We start from the raw sequence: 18,379 nt of genomic DNA, 5'->3' as shown, positions 1-18,379 counted from the left end.
CAGACGCGCCCGGATTGAGCGAGAGTTGTCAGATCGCGCGGTGACTGACGCGGTGACTTCTCACGCGAAGTGACCGTCGCACAGGTCGGGCATGCGGGGAATGTTACGCGTTTGCCGAGTGGGGTGCTCCGATCCCGGGGTTGATCTGCGTGGGGCCGCTCGCCGATGGGCGCACGTCGAAGTCGAAGATCGACGTCGGGATGTAGACCGTGGAGCACGAGTTCGGGATGTCGACCACCCCCGACAGCCTGCCCTCGATCGGCACTGCGCCCAGCATCAGGTAGCCCTGCTCTGGGCTGTAGCCGAACTTGGTCAGGTAGTCGATCGCGTGCAAGCAGGCGCGCTGGTACGACAGGTGCGAGTCCAGGTACCGCTGTTCGCCCTCCAGCGTCACCGACGTTCCCGAGAATGCGATCCACTCACTGAATTGCGGGTCGACATTGCCGGGCATGAAGATGGCGTTCTCGTGCACGCCGTAGGTATCCATCCCGCCCTTGATGATGTCCACGCGCAGGTCGATGAACCCGCCCATCTCGATGGCACCGCAGAAGGTGATCTCGCCGTCACCCTGCGAGAAATGCAGGTCGCCGAGCGAGAGGTTGGCGCCGTCGACGAACACCGGATAGAAGATCCTGCTGCCCTTCGACAGGTTCTTGATGTCCTGGTTGCCGCCGTTCTCGCGAGGGGGCGCGGTGCGCGCGGCTTCGCCGGCAACACGGTCGAATTCCGCGTCGGGAACACCGCCGAGCACGGCATACTGCGGCTCCGGCGGCAACGCCAGAGGCGGTACCCGGTGTGGGTCCGTGGCGATCAGGTCGCCCTCGCGCTTGTTCCACTTCGCCAATAGCTCGGCCGAGGGTGCGGTGCCCATCAGCCCGGGGTGGATGAGTCCGGCGAACGAGACGCCGGGCACGTGCCGCGAGGTTGCGATCTGTCCGTTGAAGTCCCAGATCGCCTTGTAGGCGTCAGGGAACTGGTCGGTCAGGAACCCGCCGCCGTTGTTGCGGGCGAAGATTCCGGTGTATCCCCAGCCCTGGCCGGCAAGAGGTCCGGAGTCCTCCTGCGGGATCGGTCCGACATCGAGGATATCGACGATGAGCAGGTCGCCCGGGCGTGCGCCTTCCACGCCGAACGGACCGCTCAGCTTGTGCACGGTCAGCAGCGGTGCGTTCAGGATGTCGTCGGCGGAGTCGTCGTTGACGATAGCGCCGTCGAACCATTCGCGGCAGTCGACGCGAAAGGACTCGCCGGGCTTGACGACGGCGACGGGAGGAATCTCGGGATGCCACCTGTTGTGGCCGAGCTTCTCCTGATCTTCGAACTTCTTCGTGGAATCGAGCGGGAAGATGACGTCAGGCATGTTCTCTCCTTTGATGGCAATGCGGTCAGCTGGTTACGTCCTGGGAAGCTTCTGGTGCAGCGGGTTGGTGGTGTACCTCCCGCCCGCGCGTCGCGGTGCGCCGGGCAGTGTGCCGCTCACGACCTCCGGTTCGTGTGCGCTGCTCGCGCTCCTGTCGATCAGGCCGTACGCGGAACTGCCTGCTCTGCTCACGTACGGCGCGCTGGGCATCCGCTTCGCTGGCTGCCCGCAGTGCGGACAGGTGGTGGAAGCCGGCACGTCGACGATACTGAAGCGGGCGTCGAACTCGTCGCCATCAGCGCACCGGAAGGAATAGGTCGGCATGGCGATCAGCTGGCCACGGTTTTCTTGCCCATCTCGCCCAGCAGGAAGAACATGAACCACACACTAGCCAGACGCGTCTGGGAGTGTCAACAGGCAGGCGCAGGCAGGCGCAGGCAGGCGCAGGCAGGCACGTCTGAGCTGCCGGCGAGCGGGCAAGCGAAACCCAGGTAATCGAAACCGGTCAACTAAAGCAGGAATCTGAAACCCCTAACCGTCTTGCTTTGCCGAGTTCCAGCTGATAGGCCTGAGAAATGACCAGAATCACGGCTCGGCGCAGAGTCACCCGCCTCACAGTGGGCGATTCCTCTGTCGTGCGAGAAGACGTCCTGACTGTGGAAGAGCCCCTGGAGATTCGGGTCGGAGGCCGTTCGCTGGCCGTGACGATGCGCACTCCCGGCCATGATTTCGACCTGGCGGCCGGGTTCCTGGTGTCAGAGGGAGTGATCAGTCGTGGGTCCGATTTTGCCGCCGCCAGATACTGCGCCGGGGCCACAGCCGAAGGGTTGAACACCTATAATGTGCTCGATGTGACCCTCGCTCCAGGGGTCGCAGCTCCCGACCCCAGCCTGGAGCGTTCGTTCTACACCACGAGCTCGTGCGGGCTGTGTGGCAAGGCCAGCATCGACGCAGTTCGAACCCAGTCCGTCTACGAGGTTCGCGATGATCCGCTTCGCATCGATCCGGCTCTGCTCACCGGGTTGCCCGACCGTCTTCGCGAGGAACAGGCTGTATTCGAGAAGACCGGTGGCCTGCACGCCGCTGCCCTGTTCGACGGCGAAACCGGAGAAATGTTTGTTCTCAGGGAAGACGTCGGCCGTCACAACGCAGTTGACAAAGTTGTCGGCTGGGCGCTCAAGGAGAACCGGCTGCCACTTCGTGGCACGGTTCTGATGGTCTCCGGCCGGGCGAGCTTTGAGCTCACCCAGAAGGCGATTATGGCGGGCATCCCGATGCTGGCGGCAGTCTCGGCGCCGTCATCACTGGCTGCAGAGCTGGCGACCGACGCCGGAATGACCCTCGTTGGTTTTCTCCGCGGGTCTTCGATGGTGATCTATGCCGGTGACGAACGCGTCACCGGAACGAAGGAACGGGTTAAGGAAGGCAGTGCAGCATGACCAGCAAGGCCCCGATTCAGGATGTTGATGACAGCGAAATAGAGATCACGAAGCCGCAGACCTCGGCGGCAGGCATTCCGGGGATCCTCCATTCGATGGGTCCGGCATTCAAAGAGATGGGCATCAGCAGATCGCTGAAGACCCTCACTGCGATGAACCAGAAAGACGGCTTCGACTGCATGAGCTGTGCATGGCCGGACCCCGACCATCGCAAGGCGCTCGAGTTCTGCGAGAACGGCGCCAAGGCGCTGACCTGGGAAGCGACCCAGCTCACGGTCCCGACGAGTTTCTGGGCATCGCACTCGATCAACGATCTGCTGAAGAAGTCCGAGTATTGGCTCGGCATGCAGGGTCGTCTCACCGAACCGGTGTGGAAGGCGCCCGGCGAGAACTACTACCAGCCGGTCAGCTGGGAGCGGGCGTTCGGGATCATCGCTGCGAAGCTGAATGGCCTGGCCTCGCCAGATGAAGCGGCGTTCTACACCAGCGGGCGCACCGCCAACGAGACGGCGTTCATCTACCAATTGTTCGTGCGGGCGTTCGGCACAAACAACCTGCCTGACTGCTCCAATATGTGCCACGAGTCGACTGGCCTTGCGATGGGCCAGACCCTCGGCATCGGCAAGAGCACCATCGCATACAAGGACTTCGCCAAGGCCGACCTGATCATCATCATGGGTCAGAACCCGGGTACCAACCACCCGCGGATGCTGACCGCACTGGAGGAGGCGAAGGATGCCGGCACCGAGATCGTCGCTGTCAACCCGCTGCCGGAGGCCGGCCTGCTGCGATACAAGAACCCGCAGCGTGTGCGCGGAATCATCGGCAACGGCACCGGGCTGGCCGACCAGTACCTGCAGATCCGCCTCGGTGGCGACATGGCACTCATGCAGGCACTCTCGAAGCGGGTGTTGGAGGCAGAGGCGGCGAACCAGGGAACGGTGCTGGACCACACGTTCCTCGATGAACATTGCCAGGGCCTCGAAGAGCTGAAGGTGCATCTTTCGAGCCTCGAAGAGAGCACCGTGCTCGAGGCAACGGGATTGACGACTGCTGAGATCGACGAGCTGGCCAGCAGGTACCTGAAAGCGGACAAAGTCATCATCACCTGGGCGATGGGCCTGACGCAGCACAAGAAGGCTGTGCCGACGATCAAGGAGATCATCAACCTGCTCCTGTTGCGTGGCAACATCGGCCGACCGGGAGCGGGAGCGTCCCCGATCCGCGGCCACAGCAACGTGCAGGGCGACCGAACCATGGGTGTCTGGGAGAAGATGCCGCCGGCGTTCCTCGACGCACTGCAGGCCGAGTTCGGCTTCGACCCGCCTCGGAAGGACGGCGTTGACAGTGTTGACGGCATCCGTGGCATGCGGGACGGGAGGATCAAGGTCTGGATCGCCCTCGGTGGCAATCTGGTTGCGGCGATCTCCGACACCGCCGTCGCCGAAGCCGCGATGCAGACCACCGAGATGACCGTGCAGATCTCCACCAAGCTGAACCGATCTCATGCAGTTGTGGGTGAGGAGGCACTGATCCTGCCCACCATGGGGCGGAGCGAGATCGATCTGCAGGTCACTGGAGAGCAGTTCGTCTCCGTTGAGGACTCCGTCTGTGCGGTGCACGCCTCGCACGGCCGGATTCCCCCTGTCGCTCCCAACCTTTTGTCAGAGATCGCGATCGTCACACGGCTTGCGCGGGCGGTGCTCGGTGACAAGGTGGCTGTGGACTGGACAGGTTTCGAGCGCAATTACGACCTCATCCGTGACCACATCGAGCATGTCGTCGAGGGGTTCACGGACTTCAACGTGCGAGTCCGCCAGGACGGTGGGTTCGTATTGGCGAATGGTCCCCGTGACTCCCGCACGTTCCCGACGGCGACAGGCAAGGCCATGCTCACCGTGAACGACCTTGAGTACATCGAGCGCCCAGAGGGACGGCTGCTCTTGCAGACCTTGCGCTCGCACGATCAGTTCAACACCACCATCTACAGCCTGAACGACCGCTACCGCGGCATCAAGAAGGGTCGCGAAGTGATCTTCGTCAACCCAGATGACCTCGTCGAACTCGGTCTTGTCGACGGGGAGCTGGTCGATGTGCACAGCGAGTTCACGGACGGAATTGAACGTGTTTTGAGAAAGTGGCGCGTCGTGTCGTATCCGACGGCCAGGGGATGCGCCGCCGCGTACTTCCCGGAAGCGAACGAGCTGGTGGCGCTCGACTCCACCGCGGAAGGCAGCAACACCCCGGCGTCGAAGTCTGTCGTGATCAGGCTTGAACCGTCGCGGGTTGCCCGGAATGCGCCCGTTTCCGACGAGGCAGGAGCCGCCGTGCTCGTCTGAGCGTTTCAGAACACGAGCGTGACGACGATAAACACTCGCCCGCGCCCGCAAGGCCTTCCCCTTATGACATGCCGGTCGGCGGCGGCACCGCTATCGAAAGACGAAAGGACATGGCCATCTTTTGGCGAAAGCCACAGGATGTCATTTTCAGTAATGACCGCCCGGCGAAGGTGACAGTGGCGCGACGGAGTCCCGCGCTGCCACTGTCACCCGCGAGCCACCGAGTCAGGCCGCGATGTACCCGTTCGGGTTCAGCACGTACTTGACCGAAGCGCCGGAGTCGAAATCGGCGTAGCCGTTCGGCGCCTCCTCCAGCGGAATCGCCTGCCCATTCACATTGTCCGAAATGTGTACCTTGTCCCGCAGGATCGCATTCATCAGTCCGCGGTGGTACTTCATTACCGGGCATTGTCCGGTCGTGAAGGCCAGCGACTTTGCCCAGCCGGTGCCCAGACTCAGTGAGAGCGAGCCCTTCTTCGCGGCTTCGTCGGCAGCGCCCGGGTCACCCGTGACGTAGAGGCCGATGATTCCCAAGGAGCCGCCCGCGTTGGTGATATCCATTATTGAGTTGAGGACCGTCGCCGGTGCTTCGGCGGCACCTGCGCCGTGTCCCTTCGCTTCGAAGCCGACGGCATCCACCGCGCAGTCAACGGTTGGCGATCCGAGGATCTGCTCGATTTGTTCTCCGGGGCCGCCCTTGGTGAGGTCAATCGTCTCGCAGCCGAAGCTGCGAGCCTGCGCTAGGCGCTTCTCGTTCATGTCACCGACGATGACCGCCGAGGCGCCGAGCAATTGCGCACTCGTCGCCGCTGCCAACCCGACCGGGCCGGCGCCGGCGATGTAGACGGTGGAGCCGACCGTCACCCCGGCGGAAACACAGCCGTGGAATCCGGTGGGGAAGATGTCGGAGAGCATGGTCAGATCCATGATCTTCTCCAGCGCCTGATCCTTGTCCGGGAACTTTAGCAGGTTCCAGTCCGCGTAGGGCGCGAGGACGTATTCGGCCTGACCACCCACCCAGCCGCCCATGTCGACATACCCGAACGCGCTGCCGTAGCCCGCGGGGTTGACGTTCAGGCAGATTCCGGTCTTGCGTTCCTTGCAATTGCGGCACCGGCCACATGAGATGTTGAACGGGACCGAGACGAGATCCCCGACCTTGATGAATTCCACATCCGAGCCCACCTCGACGACCTCACCGGTGATCTCATGACCCAGGACAAGGTCGACCGGGGCGGTGGTGCGGCCGCGCACCATGTGCTGGTCGGATCCGCAAATATTCGTCGCGACCGTTTTGAGGATGACCCCGTGCGGTACCTTGCGGCCGATATTCGCGGGATCAACACCCGGGCCGTCTTTCAGTTCGAAGGTGGGGTAGTCGATGTCGACGATTGCGACTTTCCCCGGACCCTTGTAGGCAACCGCTTTGTTTCCTGGCATTATTCTTCCTCTTTCCTTTGGCCGCAGCCTGGCAACAGAGAGGTAGCACGTGGAACGACCCTTTAGCTGGACGCTAGCACCATTACGATTGGATAACAATCATGTGTGGGGGCCGAGACCTGCGTCGGTCACCTCGGCCACCGATATCAGCAGTTCGGCCACCTCCGTCTGGGTGGGGGACGTCGCCGGGAACGGGCGTCGGTTCGCCGCCGGGGGCCGCACGAGGCATTCGTCCTGGCCGAGGCGCACCACGACGCTCAGGGCCCCGCGGTCGGTCGTTCGGTCGGTCGCAGGGCGCCTGCGGCCGCTCGAGCCAGCCGCCGCGCTGCCTCCGCGGCATCCGTCGCGCCCGTCGCGGCCACCACCAATCCAGACAGAAATCCGCGAATTCGATTGGATGCGCCGACTCCGAAACGATACCCAGTACCCCGACATCGACCGCCCCTCGGCTAGCGTCGATGAGGTGGATCAGGCGATTCCTGCCGCGAGAGCAATCGTGGACCGTGCGACGCAACTGGTCGGGGCGATGACGCCGTACTGATCGGCGACAAGAAGTGTCTGCGCGTCCTCGAAAGGTCGGCATTCCCGAAAATCATGTGCACGATGTCCAATATGTTGCGATCAACGTTCCCAGACAAGCGCGGTCTTATCACCGGACTTGCGGGTTCTGGCTTCGGATTCGGTGCGGTTTTGACGGCACCGGTCGCGCAGTGGCTGATCGGGGAACACCGACGGAGCCGAACCGCGCGTTCCTGCCCTTCGGCATCGGTTATCTGGTGCTGTCGCTGATCGGTGCCGCGTTCTTCCGGAACCCACCCGCCGGGTACAGTGTTCCGGGCTGGGTACCGGCGACCAGCGGGCGCGCTCAGGACAGTTACAAGCAGTTCACCGAGAAGGAGGCGCTGCGCACACCGCAGTGGTACCTGTTGGCGGGCATCATGACACTCAATGTGACGGTCGGCATTGCGCTGATTGCCCAGGCGAACTCCAGCGCCATCGACATCGCCGGCTACAGTGTGGCGGGTGCCGCAGCGCTCGTCGGCGTTCTGGCACTGTTCAATGGCGGCGGACGCATCTTCTGGGCCTGGGTGTCGGGAAAGACTGGGAGGATGACGGCTTTCGGCCTGATGCTCGGCCTGCAGGGCGTCTGCCTGCTGATCATCCCTCACGCCAGTAACGCCATCCTGTTCTTCATCCTCGCGGCAGTGATCTACCTCTGCTACGGTGTCGGGTTCGGCACCATGCGGGCGACCGCGGGCGACTTCTTCGGGGTGAAGCACGCCGGTGCGATCTACGGCCTCATGATCATCGGCTGGAGCCTCGGCGGGCTGATCGGACCACCGATCATCGCTGCGCTGATCGGGCCTGACAAGTCGTACACGCTCGGCTACACCGTTGTCGGAATCATCGCACTCGTTGCGCTGATACTGCCGGTGATCACCAGGATGCCTCGTCCGAAGGCAGGCGCCACCACAGCAACAAGCCGGGATGCGGTCGGCGACGTTGCCGTCGGCGACACGGTGAGCTGACTTTCACAACCAAGAGAGTGCGGTGGGATCCGGAACTCCGGATTCCACCGCCCTCTCGGCGTGTGCTTGTCCTACCAGGCGAGCGGAAGGGTCTCGAGTTCGTCCCCGGTGTGTGCACCGGCCGGTGGGCAGATCAGGATGCCGTCGGCCTCGGCCAGTCCTCGCAACATGCCGGACCCGAGCCACTCGCTTTGCACGGCGAGACCGTCGACGTTCCGGTACGGAATCAGGCGGCTGCGACCGCTGGCCGGGGACAATTCGTGACCGAGGGTCGACCGGCCGAGTTCCGGCGCAACTCGCCCGAGAAGTCCGGCCAGCAGGGGCCGGACGAGCGACAGCATCCCGGTCATCGCGGACAGGGGATTGCCCGGTAGCCCGATAAGGAACCGACCATCCGGCAGCCGTGCGACCAGACTGGGACCCCCAGGTCGCATGTTGACGCCATCGACGAGAAGGGTCGCTCCCAACGCTGCCAGGGTCGGGTGCAAATGATCGACCCGAGAACGGCTGGTTCCACCCGTTGTGATGATGAGGTCTGCACTATCAGCGTCGTCTCCGATCGCATCGAGGGATGCCTGCAGGTCGTCGCCGATTCGCCTGGTCGACGTCACTTCTCCGCCAAGCAGCGCAATCAGGGCAGGCAGTTGCGGTCCGAAGGTGTCGCGAACAAAACCGGGCGCAGGCACGCCGGAGGTGACGACCTCATCGCCGGTGAGCACCAGCCTGACCTGGGGAACACGCCGTACCGCCAAGACGTTGTGGCCGCAGACGGCGGCCACGGCGATGTGGGCGGGGTTCAACACGGTGCCGGCCCGGATTACGACGTCTAACCGCTCGACTTCCTCTCCGACGGTGCGGATGTTGCGGCCTGCGAACGGAGTGCCGGGCGGAGCATCGGGTAGGAGGTCCAGTGTCGGTGATGGCCCGTCCGTGATGGTGCCGTGCTCGCTCCGCACAATGGAGTATGCCCCGCGGGGAACGAGGCCGCCGGTCACGATCGGTGATGCCTGACCGTTGGCCAGTGTTGGCGCGTCGACCAGACGCCACGGACCTGGCCCGGCCACCGCCCATCCGTCCATGGCGGACGAGGCATAGTGCGGCACATCGCACAGGGCAACGAGATCAGTGGCGAGTGTTCGCCCGACCGCTTTGTCGAGGGTCACCTGTTCTGAGGGGAGTGCGGTCGCGATCTCGTGACAGAGGAGGTGCGCCTGGTGCCAGTCGGCGGCGATCAGGGTGATGGGGTGTTCATTCACTGCCCGGTGCTCGTCCATCCCTTGTCGCTCGGGGTATTCTCCGCCCCGTCCTTGACCAACTGGAGTGCCGTATCGGTCGCCTTGCGCACGGCAGCCTGAGGGTCGGTCCCTCCGCCCGCTGCGATGCCGGCAGCGTAGCCCACGACGAATGTCGTGAGTGGCGCGGCAGGTCGGAGAACGGAGTGGGCCGCCTTTCCGGCGAGTCCGAGGATCGCCTTCTGGTCCACATCCAGCTCCAGGATCTGGAGCGCGTCGACGAGTCGACGAACCCACTCAGTCAGAATCTGGTCCTCTTCTTCGCGTTCGGTCATTTTCTCTCCTTATTCAAATCACTGAGTGGATTCACTGAGTGGTTCATTCATTCACTGGCTCAACGTCGACCAGTGTGTGGACGTGTGGCGACCGGATGCCGAATCGCTCCGCGTCTGCCCAGGTATCCACGTCATCCGTTGACCCGGCGGGTACGTCGACTGGTGTCAGTCTGAGGTCGGCGATCAGCCGGAAGACCGGCAGGCCGCCCAGTCCCCCGGATCGGCGGCTGCTCACAAGCGCCCCGGCGAGTGATTCGGTGCGATACACCGCCGCCAGCGGCTGCAGCCGCTGGTTTTCGTCGATCGCAATGAATCCGTCGGCGTCGCCGGTCAGGTTCTCAAACAGGCATCGCACTGCCGACTCGACGGCGGGCATGTCGCACGCAAGGACCAGCAGGTAATCGCTCGGCCGGGCGTCATGCGTGGCGAGCGCGTCCAGTCCGGCTCCAATGCCGGACACAGGGCCGCTGAACGGCGGGTTCTCCCGGGTGACGAGAACCCCTAGCGGGAGGTCAACGGGGCCGACGTCGCCGACCACCACGGTCTGCCGTGCCGCTCCTGCCGTTGCCGCCACCGTTCGGCTGAGAAGCGACTGCTCCTGGTAAATCAACCCTGCCTTGGGTACCGATCCGAGCCTCGACGATCGTCCTCCAGCCAGGACGATCGCGTCTATCAGCACTCTTTCATCCTACTGAGCACGCCCCTCACCGGCGCTCCCTCGCCCCGCAATCCCGAGTCTTCAACCCCCACGAGAAAGGTCAACGTTCCAGGAGCTGGCGCAGCACGTATTGCAGGATGCCGCCGTGGCGGAAGTAGGCAGCCTCCGCCGGGGTATCGATCCGAACGATCGCGTCGAACTGCTGGGTGCGCCCCTCGTGCTCCGCCGTCACTGTGACGCGGTCGGGGATATCGGCTGTGCCTTCGAGGCCGGTCACCGAGTACACCTCCTCGCCGGTCAGGCCGAGCGATTCGGCCGACTGGCCGGCAGGAAACTGGATTGGCAGCACACCCATTCCGATCAGGTTGGAACGGTGGATGCGTTCAAAGGAGGTTGCGAGCACCGCCTTCACGCCGAGCAGCAGTGTGCCTTTGGCCGCCCAGTCGCGTGACGAACCGGAGCCGTACTCTGCACCGGCGATGACCAGGAGGGGAACGTCGTCGACCGCGTAGGCATTCGACGCGTCGAAGATCGTCATCTGCTCGCCGCCCGGCAGGTGACGGGTGAACCCTCCCTCGATGCCGGGAACCAGCTGGTTACGCAGGCGGATGTTGGCAAACGTGCCACGGATCATCACCTCGTGGTTTCCTCGCCTGGATCCGTAGGAGTTGAAGTCGGCCGGTTCGACGCCATGGTCGACGAGATAGCGCCCGGCGGGTGAGTCACGCTTGATCGCTCCGGCGGGCGAAATGTGGTCGGTGGTGACAGAGTCGCCGAGTAGCGCGAGCACGCGGGCGCCGGAGATGTCCTTGAGCGGTTCTGGATCCCGCGGCATGCCCTCGAAGTACGGTGCCCGACGGATATAGGTGGAGTTGTCGTCCCAGGCGAAGATGTCACCGCTTGGAATGTCCAGGCCGCGCCAGTTGTCGTCGCCGTCGAAGACGTTGGCGTACCCGTCCTCGAACATCTCGGCTTCGAGGACTTCGCTGATCACCCGTTCCACTTCTTCTGTGCTCGGCCAGATGTCGCGGAGGTACACCGGAAGTCCGGCCGGATCGTGACCCAGGGCATCCGTCATCAGGTCGGTGTTCATCGTGCCAGTGAGCGCGTAGGCGATGACCAGCGGGGGAGAGGCGAGGAAGTTCATCTCGGTCTCGGCGTGGATGCGGCCCTCGAAATTGCGGTTGCCACTGAGCACAGAGCAGACGGTGAGGTTGTGTTCGGTGACGGCGGTACTGACCGGCCCGATCAGAGGGCCGGAGTTGCCGATGCAGGTGGTGCAGCCGTAGCCGACGAGGTCGAAACCGAGCTGGTTGAGGTAGGGGGTGAGGCCGGCCCGATCGTAGTAGTCCGTCACCACACGAGAGCCGGGTGCAAGCGAGGTCTTCACCCAGGGCTGGGACATCAGGCCGCGCTCGATGGCCTTCTTTGCCATCAGGCCGGCACCGATCATGACAGAAGGGTTAGACGTGTTTGTGCACGAGGTGATGGCAGCGATGACAACGTCTCCGTTGTCGACAGTGGTGGTGCGTCCGTCGGCGAGGGTCACCTCCGCCGGGTTCGAAGGCCAGACGCGGTCTGGCTCGCTTTCCGAGCGGTCGATCGGTTTCTCGCTGACGCCGACTTTCCCAAACGCGATCGGGTCGCTGGCCGGGAAGGATTCCGCAGAGGCTTCATCGAGACCGATGAGTTCGTCCGGAGCCAGCGAACCATCGGTGAGGATTGACCCGATGACGCTGCGGGCATGGGACAACGGGATCCGATCCTGTGGTCGTTTCGGGCCGGCGATCGAGGGCACGACGGATGCCAGGTCGAGTTCCAGGGTTTGCGAATAGTCCGGTTCGTGGTCTGGATCGTGCCAGAGGCCCTGTTCTTTCGCGTAGGCCTCGACGAGTTGCACCTGCTTCTCCTCGCGACCGGTGAGCCGCAGGTACCGAAGGGTCTCGTCGTCGATGGGGAAGATCGCGCAGGTGGAGCCGTACTCGGGGCTCATATTGCCGAGCGTGGCGCGGTTGGCCAACGGGACGTTGCCGACTCCGGGTCCGTAGAACTCGACGAACTTGCCGACGACGCCGGTCTGGCGGAGGAGTTGTGCGACGGTGAGGACGAGGTCGGTCGCGGTTACTCCTTCCCGGAGCTCGCCGGTAAGTTTCATGCCGAGCACCGGCGGAACCAGCATGCTCATCGGTTGCCCGAGCATGGCGGCTTCTGCTTCGATGCCGCCGACGCCCCAGCCGAGCACTCCGAGCCCATTGACCATCGGAGTGTGGGAGTCGGTGCCGACGAGTGTGTCTGGATACGCCTGGGTGGCTCCGTCGTGCTCGCGGGTGAAGACGACCCTGGCCAGATATTCGAGATTGACCTGGTGGCAGATGCCGGTGTCAGGCGGAACGACGAGGAAGTCGTCGAATGCCTGCTGGCCCCAGCGCAGCAGTTGATAGCGCTCCTGGTTGCGACTGAATTCCAGTTCGGCGTTGACGCGGAATGCGCGCGGGGTGCCGAACTCGTCGGCGATCACGGAGTGGTCGATGACAAGTTCAGACGGGATCAACGGATTGATCTTCTGGGGGTCGCCGCCGAAGGAGACCATCGCATCACGCATGGCGACGAGGTCGACGACACAGGGAACGCCCGTGAAGTCCTGCAAGAGCACGCGTGCCGGCGTGTACTGGATCTCTGCGCCGTGCTCTGCGGCCGGATCCCAGTTCGCGACAGCGCGCACCTGGTCGGCGGTCACCAAGGTGCCATCTTCCTTGCGGAGCAGATTCTCGAGCAAGATCTTCAGGCTGTACGGCAACCGACTGGAGCCGGGCACCCTATCGAGTCGAAAGATTTCATACCTGTCTCGGCCGACTGTGAGTGAATCGCGAGCACCGAAACTGTTCAACATGGTTTACCTCCACCGGACACGCCGGATCAGGTACCGCAAGATCAGGTACAAGCCCATCGTCTGCCGGAAACCCAGGACTGTCAAACATTCCCATCGCATTGGTAGAGGTGGGGGTCAAAAGCGCAACGTCAATCATCGGAGTTGTGGGGCGCACCGCTCCCTCCCTCCGTTGGTTAGGGATCGACCGAGGCACGAGGCCGCGTCTCGAAGTCCGCTGGACCGACTGCAACGCCGGATTCCCATAGCTACTGCGCCGGTAGAGTGAGCGGGTGGTGGAACTCGGAACAGTTCGCAGTGGTCAGCTCGATATCGCCTATGAGCGATATGGAGCGACCGAGGGATGGCCTGTCGTACTTCTCCATGGGTTTCCCTACGATCCCCGGTGCTATGAGGATGTCGCGGTTAGTCTCGCAGAAGCCGGAGCTGACGTGGTGGTTCCGTACATGCGCGGTTTCGGCAGCACTCGCTATCTGACAGAGGAGACCTTCCGCTCGGGGCAGCAGGCCGCGTTCGCTCAGGACCTCAGAGACCTTATCGGTGGGCTAAAACTCGAACGGCCTATCGTGGCGGGATACGACTGGGGTGGTCGCGCGGCATGTGTGACTTCGATGCTCTGGCCAGAGCTTGTATCGGGACTCGTCTCCGTTGTCGGCTACAACGTTCACGACATCGCCGTGATGTCCAGCACCCCAGATGAGCCCTCTAGTGAGAGTCGCAACTGGTATCAGTGGTATTTTCACAGCGAGCGGGGTCGCGCAGGATTGAGTCGTTTCCGGCGCGAACTCACGAGGCAGTTGTGGGATGAATGGTCTCCTACCTGGGCAGTTTCCGATGAGACATTCGAACGCACCGCTGCGTCCTTCGACAATCCCGACTTCGCGGCTACCGTCGTGCACTCATACCGGCATAGGTACGGTCTGGTTGCGGGTGATCCGGCGCACGAGGCGAACGAACGTGTGATCGCCGGACAGCCGCCAATCATCGTTCCCACCGTCATCCTCGACGCAACCGCCGACCCGCTTGACGAACCACAGACGTTGGAAGCCCACCGACAGCACTTCCCTCATCTGATCGAGCATCGCCTCGTTGACGCCGGCCACAACGTTCCGCAAGAAGCGCCCGCAGAGTTTGTCGACGCGATATGCACTCTCCGCTCACACACCAGTTGACACACCCTCATCAGTCCACCTGGAACAGCGGTCAATCCCGCTGATTGAGGAGCGACCGAGGAACGAGGCCGCGTCTCGAAATCGGCTGAGGGTGCCTGCGAAACCCGTTTTAGGCGGAGTTCTCCTGTGCTTCGGGATCTCGCGGTTTGATCGGGTTGCCGAGATTACGGCCTGCTTTGCTCCGGAGCCGGATCGGTGTCTGGTCGGGGTCGATTTCTTTGGGTGGGATGAGCTGGTATTCGTTGTTGCCTCGTCGTTCGATGGTCCAGCCTTGGTTGTGTAACCGGAGGTGGTCTCGTTTGCAGAGCAGGATCCCGTTTGCGATATCAGGCGGTGATCGACATGCTGCGGACGCCGTCGTCGGCAGCGACGAAGGTGAAAGTGCTCGGGCCGTTGAACCCTGAGCCGCCGACCTCAGCGCTGACGATTGTCGTGTCTGCGTTTGTCGTCACATTTGTCACCTGCAGCGTGACGCTCTTGCCGATGAACTCGGCGTCAGACCAGCCGCGAATCCCCTCGTGACCAGAGAACACTCGTCCCCAGTCGTCGACAAACCCGTCGTCGGTGAACGACTTCAGAAATCGCTCGATGTCACCGGCGTTGCTCGCGTCGAGAAGTTCCGATACGGGAGTGGGAATCGGCGTATCCATGTCGTGATTTCTCCTGACCTGTCATGGGAACGGTGGGCGTAGACCGCCCTCGTGAGCACCACGATAGTTCGCAGCCATGCGGAAACGTTCCTGGTTGCCCTCCCTTGCGGGCCTATGGTGGAGAGGTCGGCGCTGGAGCTGCCGCATCCGTCAAGGAGGTCTTCGTTGCCTGAATCCGTTTATCCCTCACGAACGCCAGACCTGACCAGACGACGCAAAGAGCTCGCTCCTGAAACCCATGAAGCTTTCGAGCATTTCAGCCGCCAAGTCTTCGCGGAGGGCGCACTCGACCAGAAGACGAAGCAGCTGATTGCCGTTGCCGTTGCCCACGTGACCCAGTGCCCGTACTGCATCGATGGCCACACCAAGCAGGCCACGCGAAAGGGTGCCAGCCCAGAGGAAATCATGGAGGCCATCTGGGTTGCGGCAGAGATGCGCGCCGGTGGCGCGTATGCCCACTCGATCCTGGCCCTGCATGCTCTGGGCGAGGGTGAGCACCAGCACCCGACGACGTGAGTCTCCCGCTCGGTGAGATCGTCCGCCGTCCGCCGTCCGCCGTCCGCCGTCCGCCGCCTGCCGCCTGCCGCATTCGCTCACATGCATAGCCCATTGTGCGCTCACGCCTTCATCCGGAACATGAAGCCAGCCCGTTACTCGCCCGGCCGCGGCTGGACTCCGGACGGCTCCCCGGACTAATCCGGGACGAGCCGGTGAAGGGTCCGATCGCCCCGGGGACACCTCCACCCACCGACTAGCACCGTTATACCTCCCCGCGGCGCCTCGCGAGTGCGCGCAGAAGGACCTTGCGGATCTCGTCGTACCAGAGCACGACTGATCCGAGTGCCACGCATGTGCCCCAGTGGGCGAGATCCATGGACGTGGTTCCGAAGGCCACCTGCAGGAACGGCACCTCGACGACGGCGATCTGCAGCAGGACACCCAGCGCGATGGCGCCCCAGAGCCACTTGTTCGCGAACAGCATCCGGAACGCGCTGGTCGTCTCCGAACGGGCATTCAGCGCGTTGAACAGCTGGGCGAAGACGAGGGTGGTGAATCCGGCCGTGCGTGCAACTTCGAGCGTGTCGTTGCCCTCGACGAGACCGCCGGGGAGGAACAGATCGATGGTGAACAGCGTCGCCAATGCCATCACGAGGCCGATGGAGAGGATCCCGCCCCACATGCGCGCGTCGATCGCCCGGTCGGTCAGTTTGCGCGGCTTCCGCGCCATCACGTCGTCAACCTCGGGGTCGACGCCCATCGCGAGCGCGGGGGTGGAGTCGGTGATCAGATTGATCCACAGGATCTGGGTCGCGAGCAGCGGCAGGACGAGCGCGTCGCTGCTCGCGTCCGTGAGGCCGATCACACCGGCGAAAACGACGCCCAGGAACACCGTGAGCACCTCGCCGACATTCGATGACAGCAGGTAGCGCAGAAACTTTTTGATGTTGTCGAAGATCACCCGGCCTTGACGGACCGCCGCGACGATGGTGGCGAAGTTGTCATCGGCGAGGATCATGCGCGCGGCCTCTTTGGTGACCTCGGTGCCGGTGATGCCCATCGCGACGCCGATGTCGGCGGACCTGAGTGCGGGAGCGTCGTTCACCCCGTCACCGGTCATCGACACGATCTGCTGGTCGGCCTGCAGCGCGTCGACGAGACGCAGCTTGTGCCGGGGCGACACGCGGGCGTACACGGATACCTCACGCGTGACGTTCCGCAGTTGGTGGTCATCGAGCGTGTCGAGTTCGGCTCCGGTCACCGCACGTGCCGACGGCCCGATAATCCCGAGGTCGGCGGCGATCCTTGCGGCGGTGGCCGGATGGTCACCGGTGATCATGATGACGCGGATGCCCGCGCGGTGCGCTTCGGAGATCGCCTCGGCGGCCTCAGCTCTCGGCGGATCGATGATTCCGACGACACCGGCGTACACCAGGTCGTGCTCGAGCGACTCGTCGACGTCGGCCGAGGAGTCGGCGGTGTTCTGCACCCGGTATGCGACACCGAGCGTGCGGAAGGCCTCCGCCGACAGGGCCTCCACCTCATCGATCGCCTGCTGCCGGAGCCTTTCGGTGAGCGGAACCGTTTTCTCGCCCACCTGAAGCAGGGTGCAGCTGCTCAGCAGCACGTCGGGGGCGCCCTTACTGAACAGGAGGAGGCTTCGGTCGGTCTTCTCCTGATGCAGCGTCGACATCATCTTCCGCTCAGAGGTGAACGGGATCTCGGCCCGCCGCTCGAAACGGTCGATGTGTCCCGTCGTGCCCTCGAGCTTGCGGGCCGCCACGAGGAACGCGGCCTCCGTCGGATCCCCCTGGATGTGCCACTCGCCGTCGTGTTCGGTGAGCTGGGCATTGTTCGCGAGAGATCCCGCGCCGAGCACCAGTTGCACCTCATAGCGCTGGTCGCCGGGGAGCTCCTCACCATCGCTCAGCACCGAACCCGTGGGACGGTATCCGACACCGGTGACGTCGGCTCGCCCGGAGGAGGTAACCACGCGTTCGATCGTCATCTCATTGCGGGTCAGGGTGCCGGTCTTGTCGGTACAGATCACCGATGCGGAGCCGAGCGCCTCCACCGAGCTGAGCTTCTTCACGACGGCGTTGCGTTTCGCCATGCGCTGCACGCCGATCGCGAGTACGACCGAGAGCATCGTGGGGAGCCCCTCTGGCACCGCGGCCACGGCGAGTGAGACTCCGAGCAGTAGCACGACGACCAGATCGCTCGGCGCCGTGATGCCCTCGACCAGGATGATGGTGATCATCACCACCAGAGCGACGATCACGACGATGACGCCGAGCATCTTGCCGATGCGGTTGATCTCGTTCTGCAGCGGAGTGGGCTCTTCGACGGTCGCGTCGAGCATCTCGGCGATCGCCCCCACCTCGGTCGACATCCCGACCCCCGTGATGGCCGCACGCCCGACGCCCTGGGCGACGGAGGTGGCCTTGTAGACCATGTTCACCCGGTCGCCGAGCGGCGCCGGCTCCGTCAGCGTCGCTGGATTCTTGGTGACCGCCTCGCTCTCACCGGTCAGCGATGCCTCCTGGATGCGCAGTGCACTCGCAGTGAGCAGTCGGGCATCCGCACCGACGGCGTCGCCTTCGCCGAGGACGAGCACGTCGCCTCGCACCAACTGGGCGGACGGCACGGTCTTCAGCTCGCCGCTTCGCAAGACGGTTGATGCCGCGGCGGACATCGTGCCGAGCGCGACTACGGCATCTTCGGCCTTCGCCTCCTGTGTGTAGCCAAGAATCCCATTGAGGACGACGATCGCGGCGATCACGATGGCGTCGACGGGCGCACCCTCTGCCCCTTCGACGACCCACGCGACGAGAGAGACA

The 18,379-nt window shown here is 63.7% G+C and carries 15 protein-coding genes; 6 read left to right on the top strand and 9 right to left on the bottom strand.

Annotation, left to right across the window (positions count from 1 at the left end; genetic code table 11):
• Nucleotides 1–103: 103 nt before the first annotated feature.
• Entirely contained in the window at nucleotides 104–1,360 is a 1,257-nt protein-coding gene (gene fmdA / locus K323_RS0104420) for a formamidase (protein WP_022884079.1), read from the bottom strand.
• A gap of 33 nt (nucleotides 1,361–1,393) precedes the next feature.
• Nucleotides 1,394–1,684, bottom strand: a complete 291-nt coding sequence (locus K323_RS29300) for an FmdB family zinc ribbon protein (RefSeq protein WP_084697019.1) — start codon at nucleotides 1,682–1,684, stop codon at nucleotides 1,394–1,396.
• Nucleotides 1,685–1,935: 251 nt separating this feature from the next.
• Here K323_RS29300 and fdhD point away from each other — a divergent pair, with 251 nt between their 5' ends.
• Both fdhD and K323_RS0104405 read left to right on the top strand, forming a co-directional pair.
• Nucleotides 1,936–2,799: a formate dehydrogenase accessory sulfurtransferase FdhD gene (gene fdhD, locus K323_RS0104410; protein WP_022884077.1), complete on the top strand. Its 864-nt coding sequence runs from the start codon at nucleotides 1,936–1,938 to the stop codon at nucleotides 2,797–2,799.
• Nucleotides 2,796–5,138 carry an FdhF/YdeP family oxidoreductase gene (locus tag K323_RS0104405; protein WP_022884076.1) on the top strand — a complete coding sequence of 781 codons (2,343 nt, stop codon included), beginning with the start codon at nucleotides 2,796–2,798 and terminating at the stop codon, nucleotides 5,136–5,138. The genes fdhD and K323_RS0104405 overlap by 4 nt, the downstream gene beginning before the upstream one ends.
• Before the next feature lie 225 nt (nucleotides 5,139–5,363).
• Here K323_RS0104405 and fdhA read toward each other — a convergent pair whose 3' ends face one another.
• Nucleotides 5,364–6,578 carry a formaldehyde dehydrogenase, glutathione-independent gene (gene fdhA / locus K323_RS0104400; protein WP_022884075.1) on the bottom strand — a complete coding sequence of 405 codons (1,215 nt, stop codon included), beginning with the start codon at nucleotides 6,576–6,578 and terminating at the stop codon, nucleotides 5,364–5,366.
• Between the two features lie 397 nt (nucleotides 6,579–6,975).
• On the opposite strand from fdhA, the gene K323_RS30185 reads away from it, so the two are divergent.
• Both K323_RS30185 and K323_RS28380 read left to right on the top strand, forming a co-directional pair.
• A complete protein-coding gene (locus K323_RS30185) occupies nucleotides 6,976–7,119 on the top strand; it encodes a hypothetical protein (RefSeq protein ID WP_157509347.1) in 144 nt (47 codons plus the stop codon).
• Nucleotides 7,120–7,288: 169 nt separating this feature from the next.
• Entirely contained in the window at nucleotides 7,289–8,107 is an 819-nt protein-coding gene (locus tag K323_RS28380) for an MFS transporter (RefSeq protein WP_022884073.1), read from the top strand.
• A 71-nt stretch (nucleotides 8,108–8,178) separates the two neighbouring features.
• On the opposite strand, the gene K323_RS24200 is transcribed toward K323_RS28380, so the two are convergent.
• The 4 genes from K323_RS24200 to acnA form a co-directional block, all read right to left on the bottom strand.
• Nucleotides 8,179–9,363 carry a molybdopterin molybdotransferase MoeA gene (locus K323_RS24200; protein ID WP_033372459.1) on the bottom strand — a complete coding sequence of 395 codons (1,185 nt, stop codon included), beginning with the start codon at nucleotides 9,361–9,363 and terminating at the stop codon, nucleotides 8,179–8,181.
• Nucleotides 9,360–9,674, bottom strand: a complete 315-nt coding sequence (locus K323_RS0104380; protein WP_022884071.1) for a DUF6457 domain-containing protein — start codon at nucleotides 9,672–9,674, stop codon at nucleotides 9,360–9,362. Before K323_RS0104380 ends, K323_RS24200 begins: the two co-directional genes overlap by 4 nt.
• Before the next feature lie 43 nt (nucleotides 9,675–9,717).
• Entirely contained in the window at nucleotides 9,718–10,353 is a 636-nt protein-coding gene (mobA, locus tag K323_RS24195; protein ID WP_022884070.1) for a molybdenum cofactor guanylyltransferase, read from the bottom strand.
• Nucleotides 10,354–10,432: 79 nt separating this feature from the next.
• A complete protein-coding gene (gene acnA / locus K323_RS0104370) occupies nucleotides 10,433–13,222 on the bottom strand; it encodes an aconitate hydratase (protein ID WP_022884069.1) in 2,790 nt (929 codons plus the stop codon).
• Nucleotides 13,223–13,494: 272 nt separating this feature from the next.
• Between acnA and K323_RS0104365 the strand changes: the two genes are divergently transcribed.
• On the top strand, nucleotides 13,495–14,391 hold the full coding sequence (locus K323_RS0104365; protein ID WP_245570921.1) for an alpha/beta fold hydrolase: 897 nt from the start codon (nucleotides 13,495–13,497) through the stop codon (nucleotides 14,389–14,391).
• Between the two features lie 326 nt (nucleotides 14,392–14,717).
• On the opposite strand, the gene K323_RS0104355 is transcribed toward K323_RS0104365, so the two are convergent.
• Nucleotides 14,718–15,041, bottom strand: coding sequence for a nuclear transport factor 2 family protein (locus K323_RS0104355; RefSeq protein ID WP_022884066.1), 324 nt, complete (start codon nucleotides 15,039–15,041; stop codon nucleotides 14,718–14,720).
• Nucleotides 15,042–15,206: 165 nt separating this feature from the next.
• On the opposite strand from K323_RS0104355, the gene K323_RS0104350 reads away from it, so the two are divergent.
• Nucleotides 15,207–15,557, top strand: coding sequence for a carboxymuconolactone decarboxylase family protein (locus K323_RS0104350; RefSeq protein ID WP_022884065.1), 351 nt, complete (start codon nucleotides 15,207–15,209; stop codon nucleotides 15,555–15,557).
• A gap of 244 nt (nucleotides 15,558–15,801) precedes the next feature.
• On the opposite strand, the gene K323_RS24190 is transcribed toward K323_RS0104350, so the two are convergent.
• A partial coding sequence (locus K323_RS24190; protein ID WP_022884064.1) for a cation-translocating P-type ATPase occupies nucleotides 15,802–18,379 on the bottom strand: 2,578 nt, incomplete at its 5' end.

It is taken from the genome of Glaciibacter superstes DSM 21135 (assembly GCF_000421145.1).
Lineage (GTDB): Bacteria > Actinomycetota > Actinomycetes > Actinomycetales > Microbacteriaceae > Cryobacterium > Cryobacterium superstes.
This window is presented reverse-complemented; position numbering and strand designations above follow the sequence as displayed.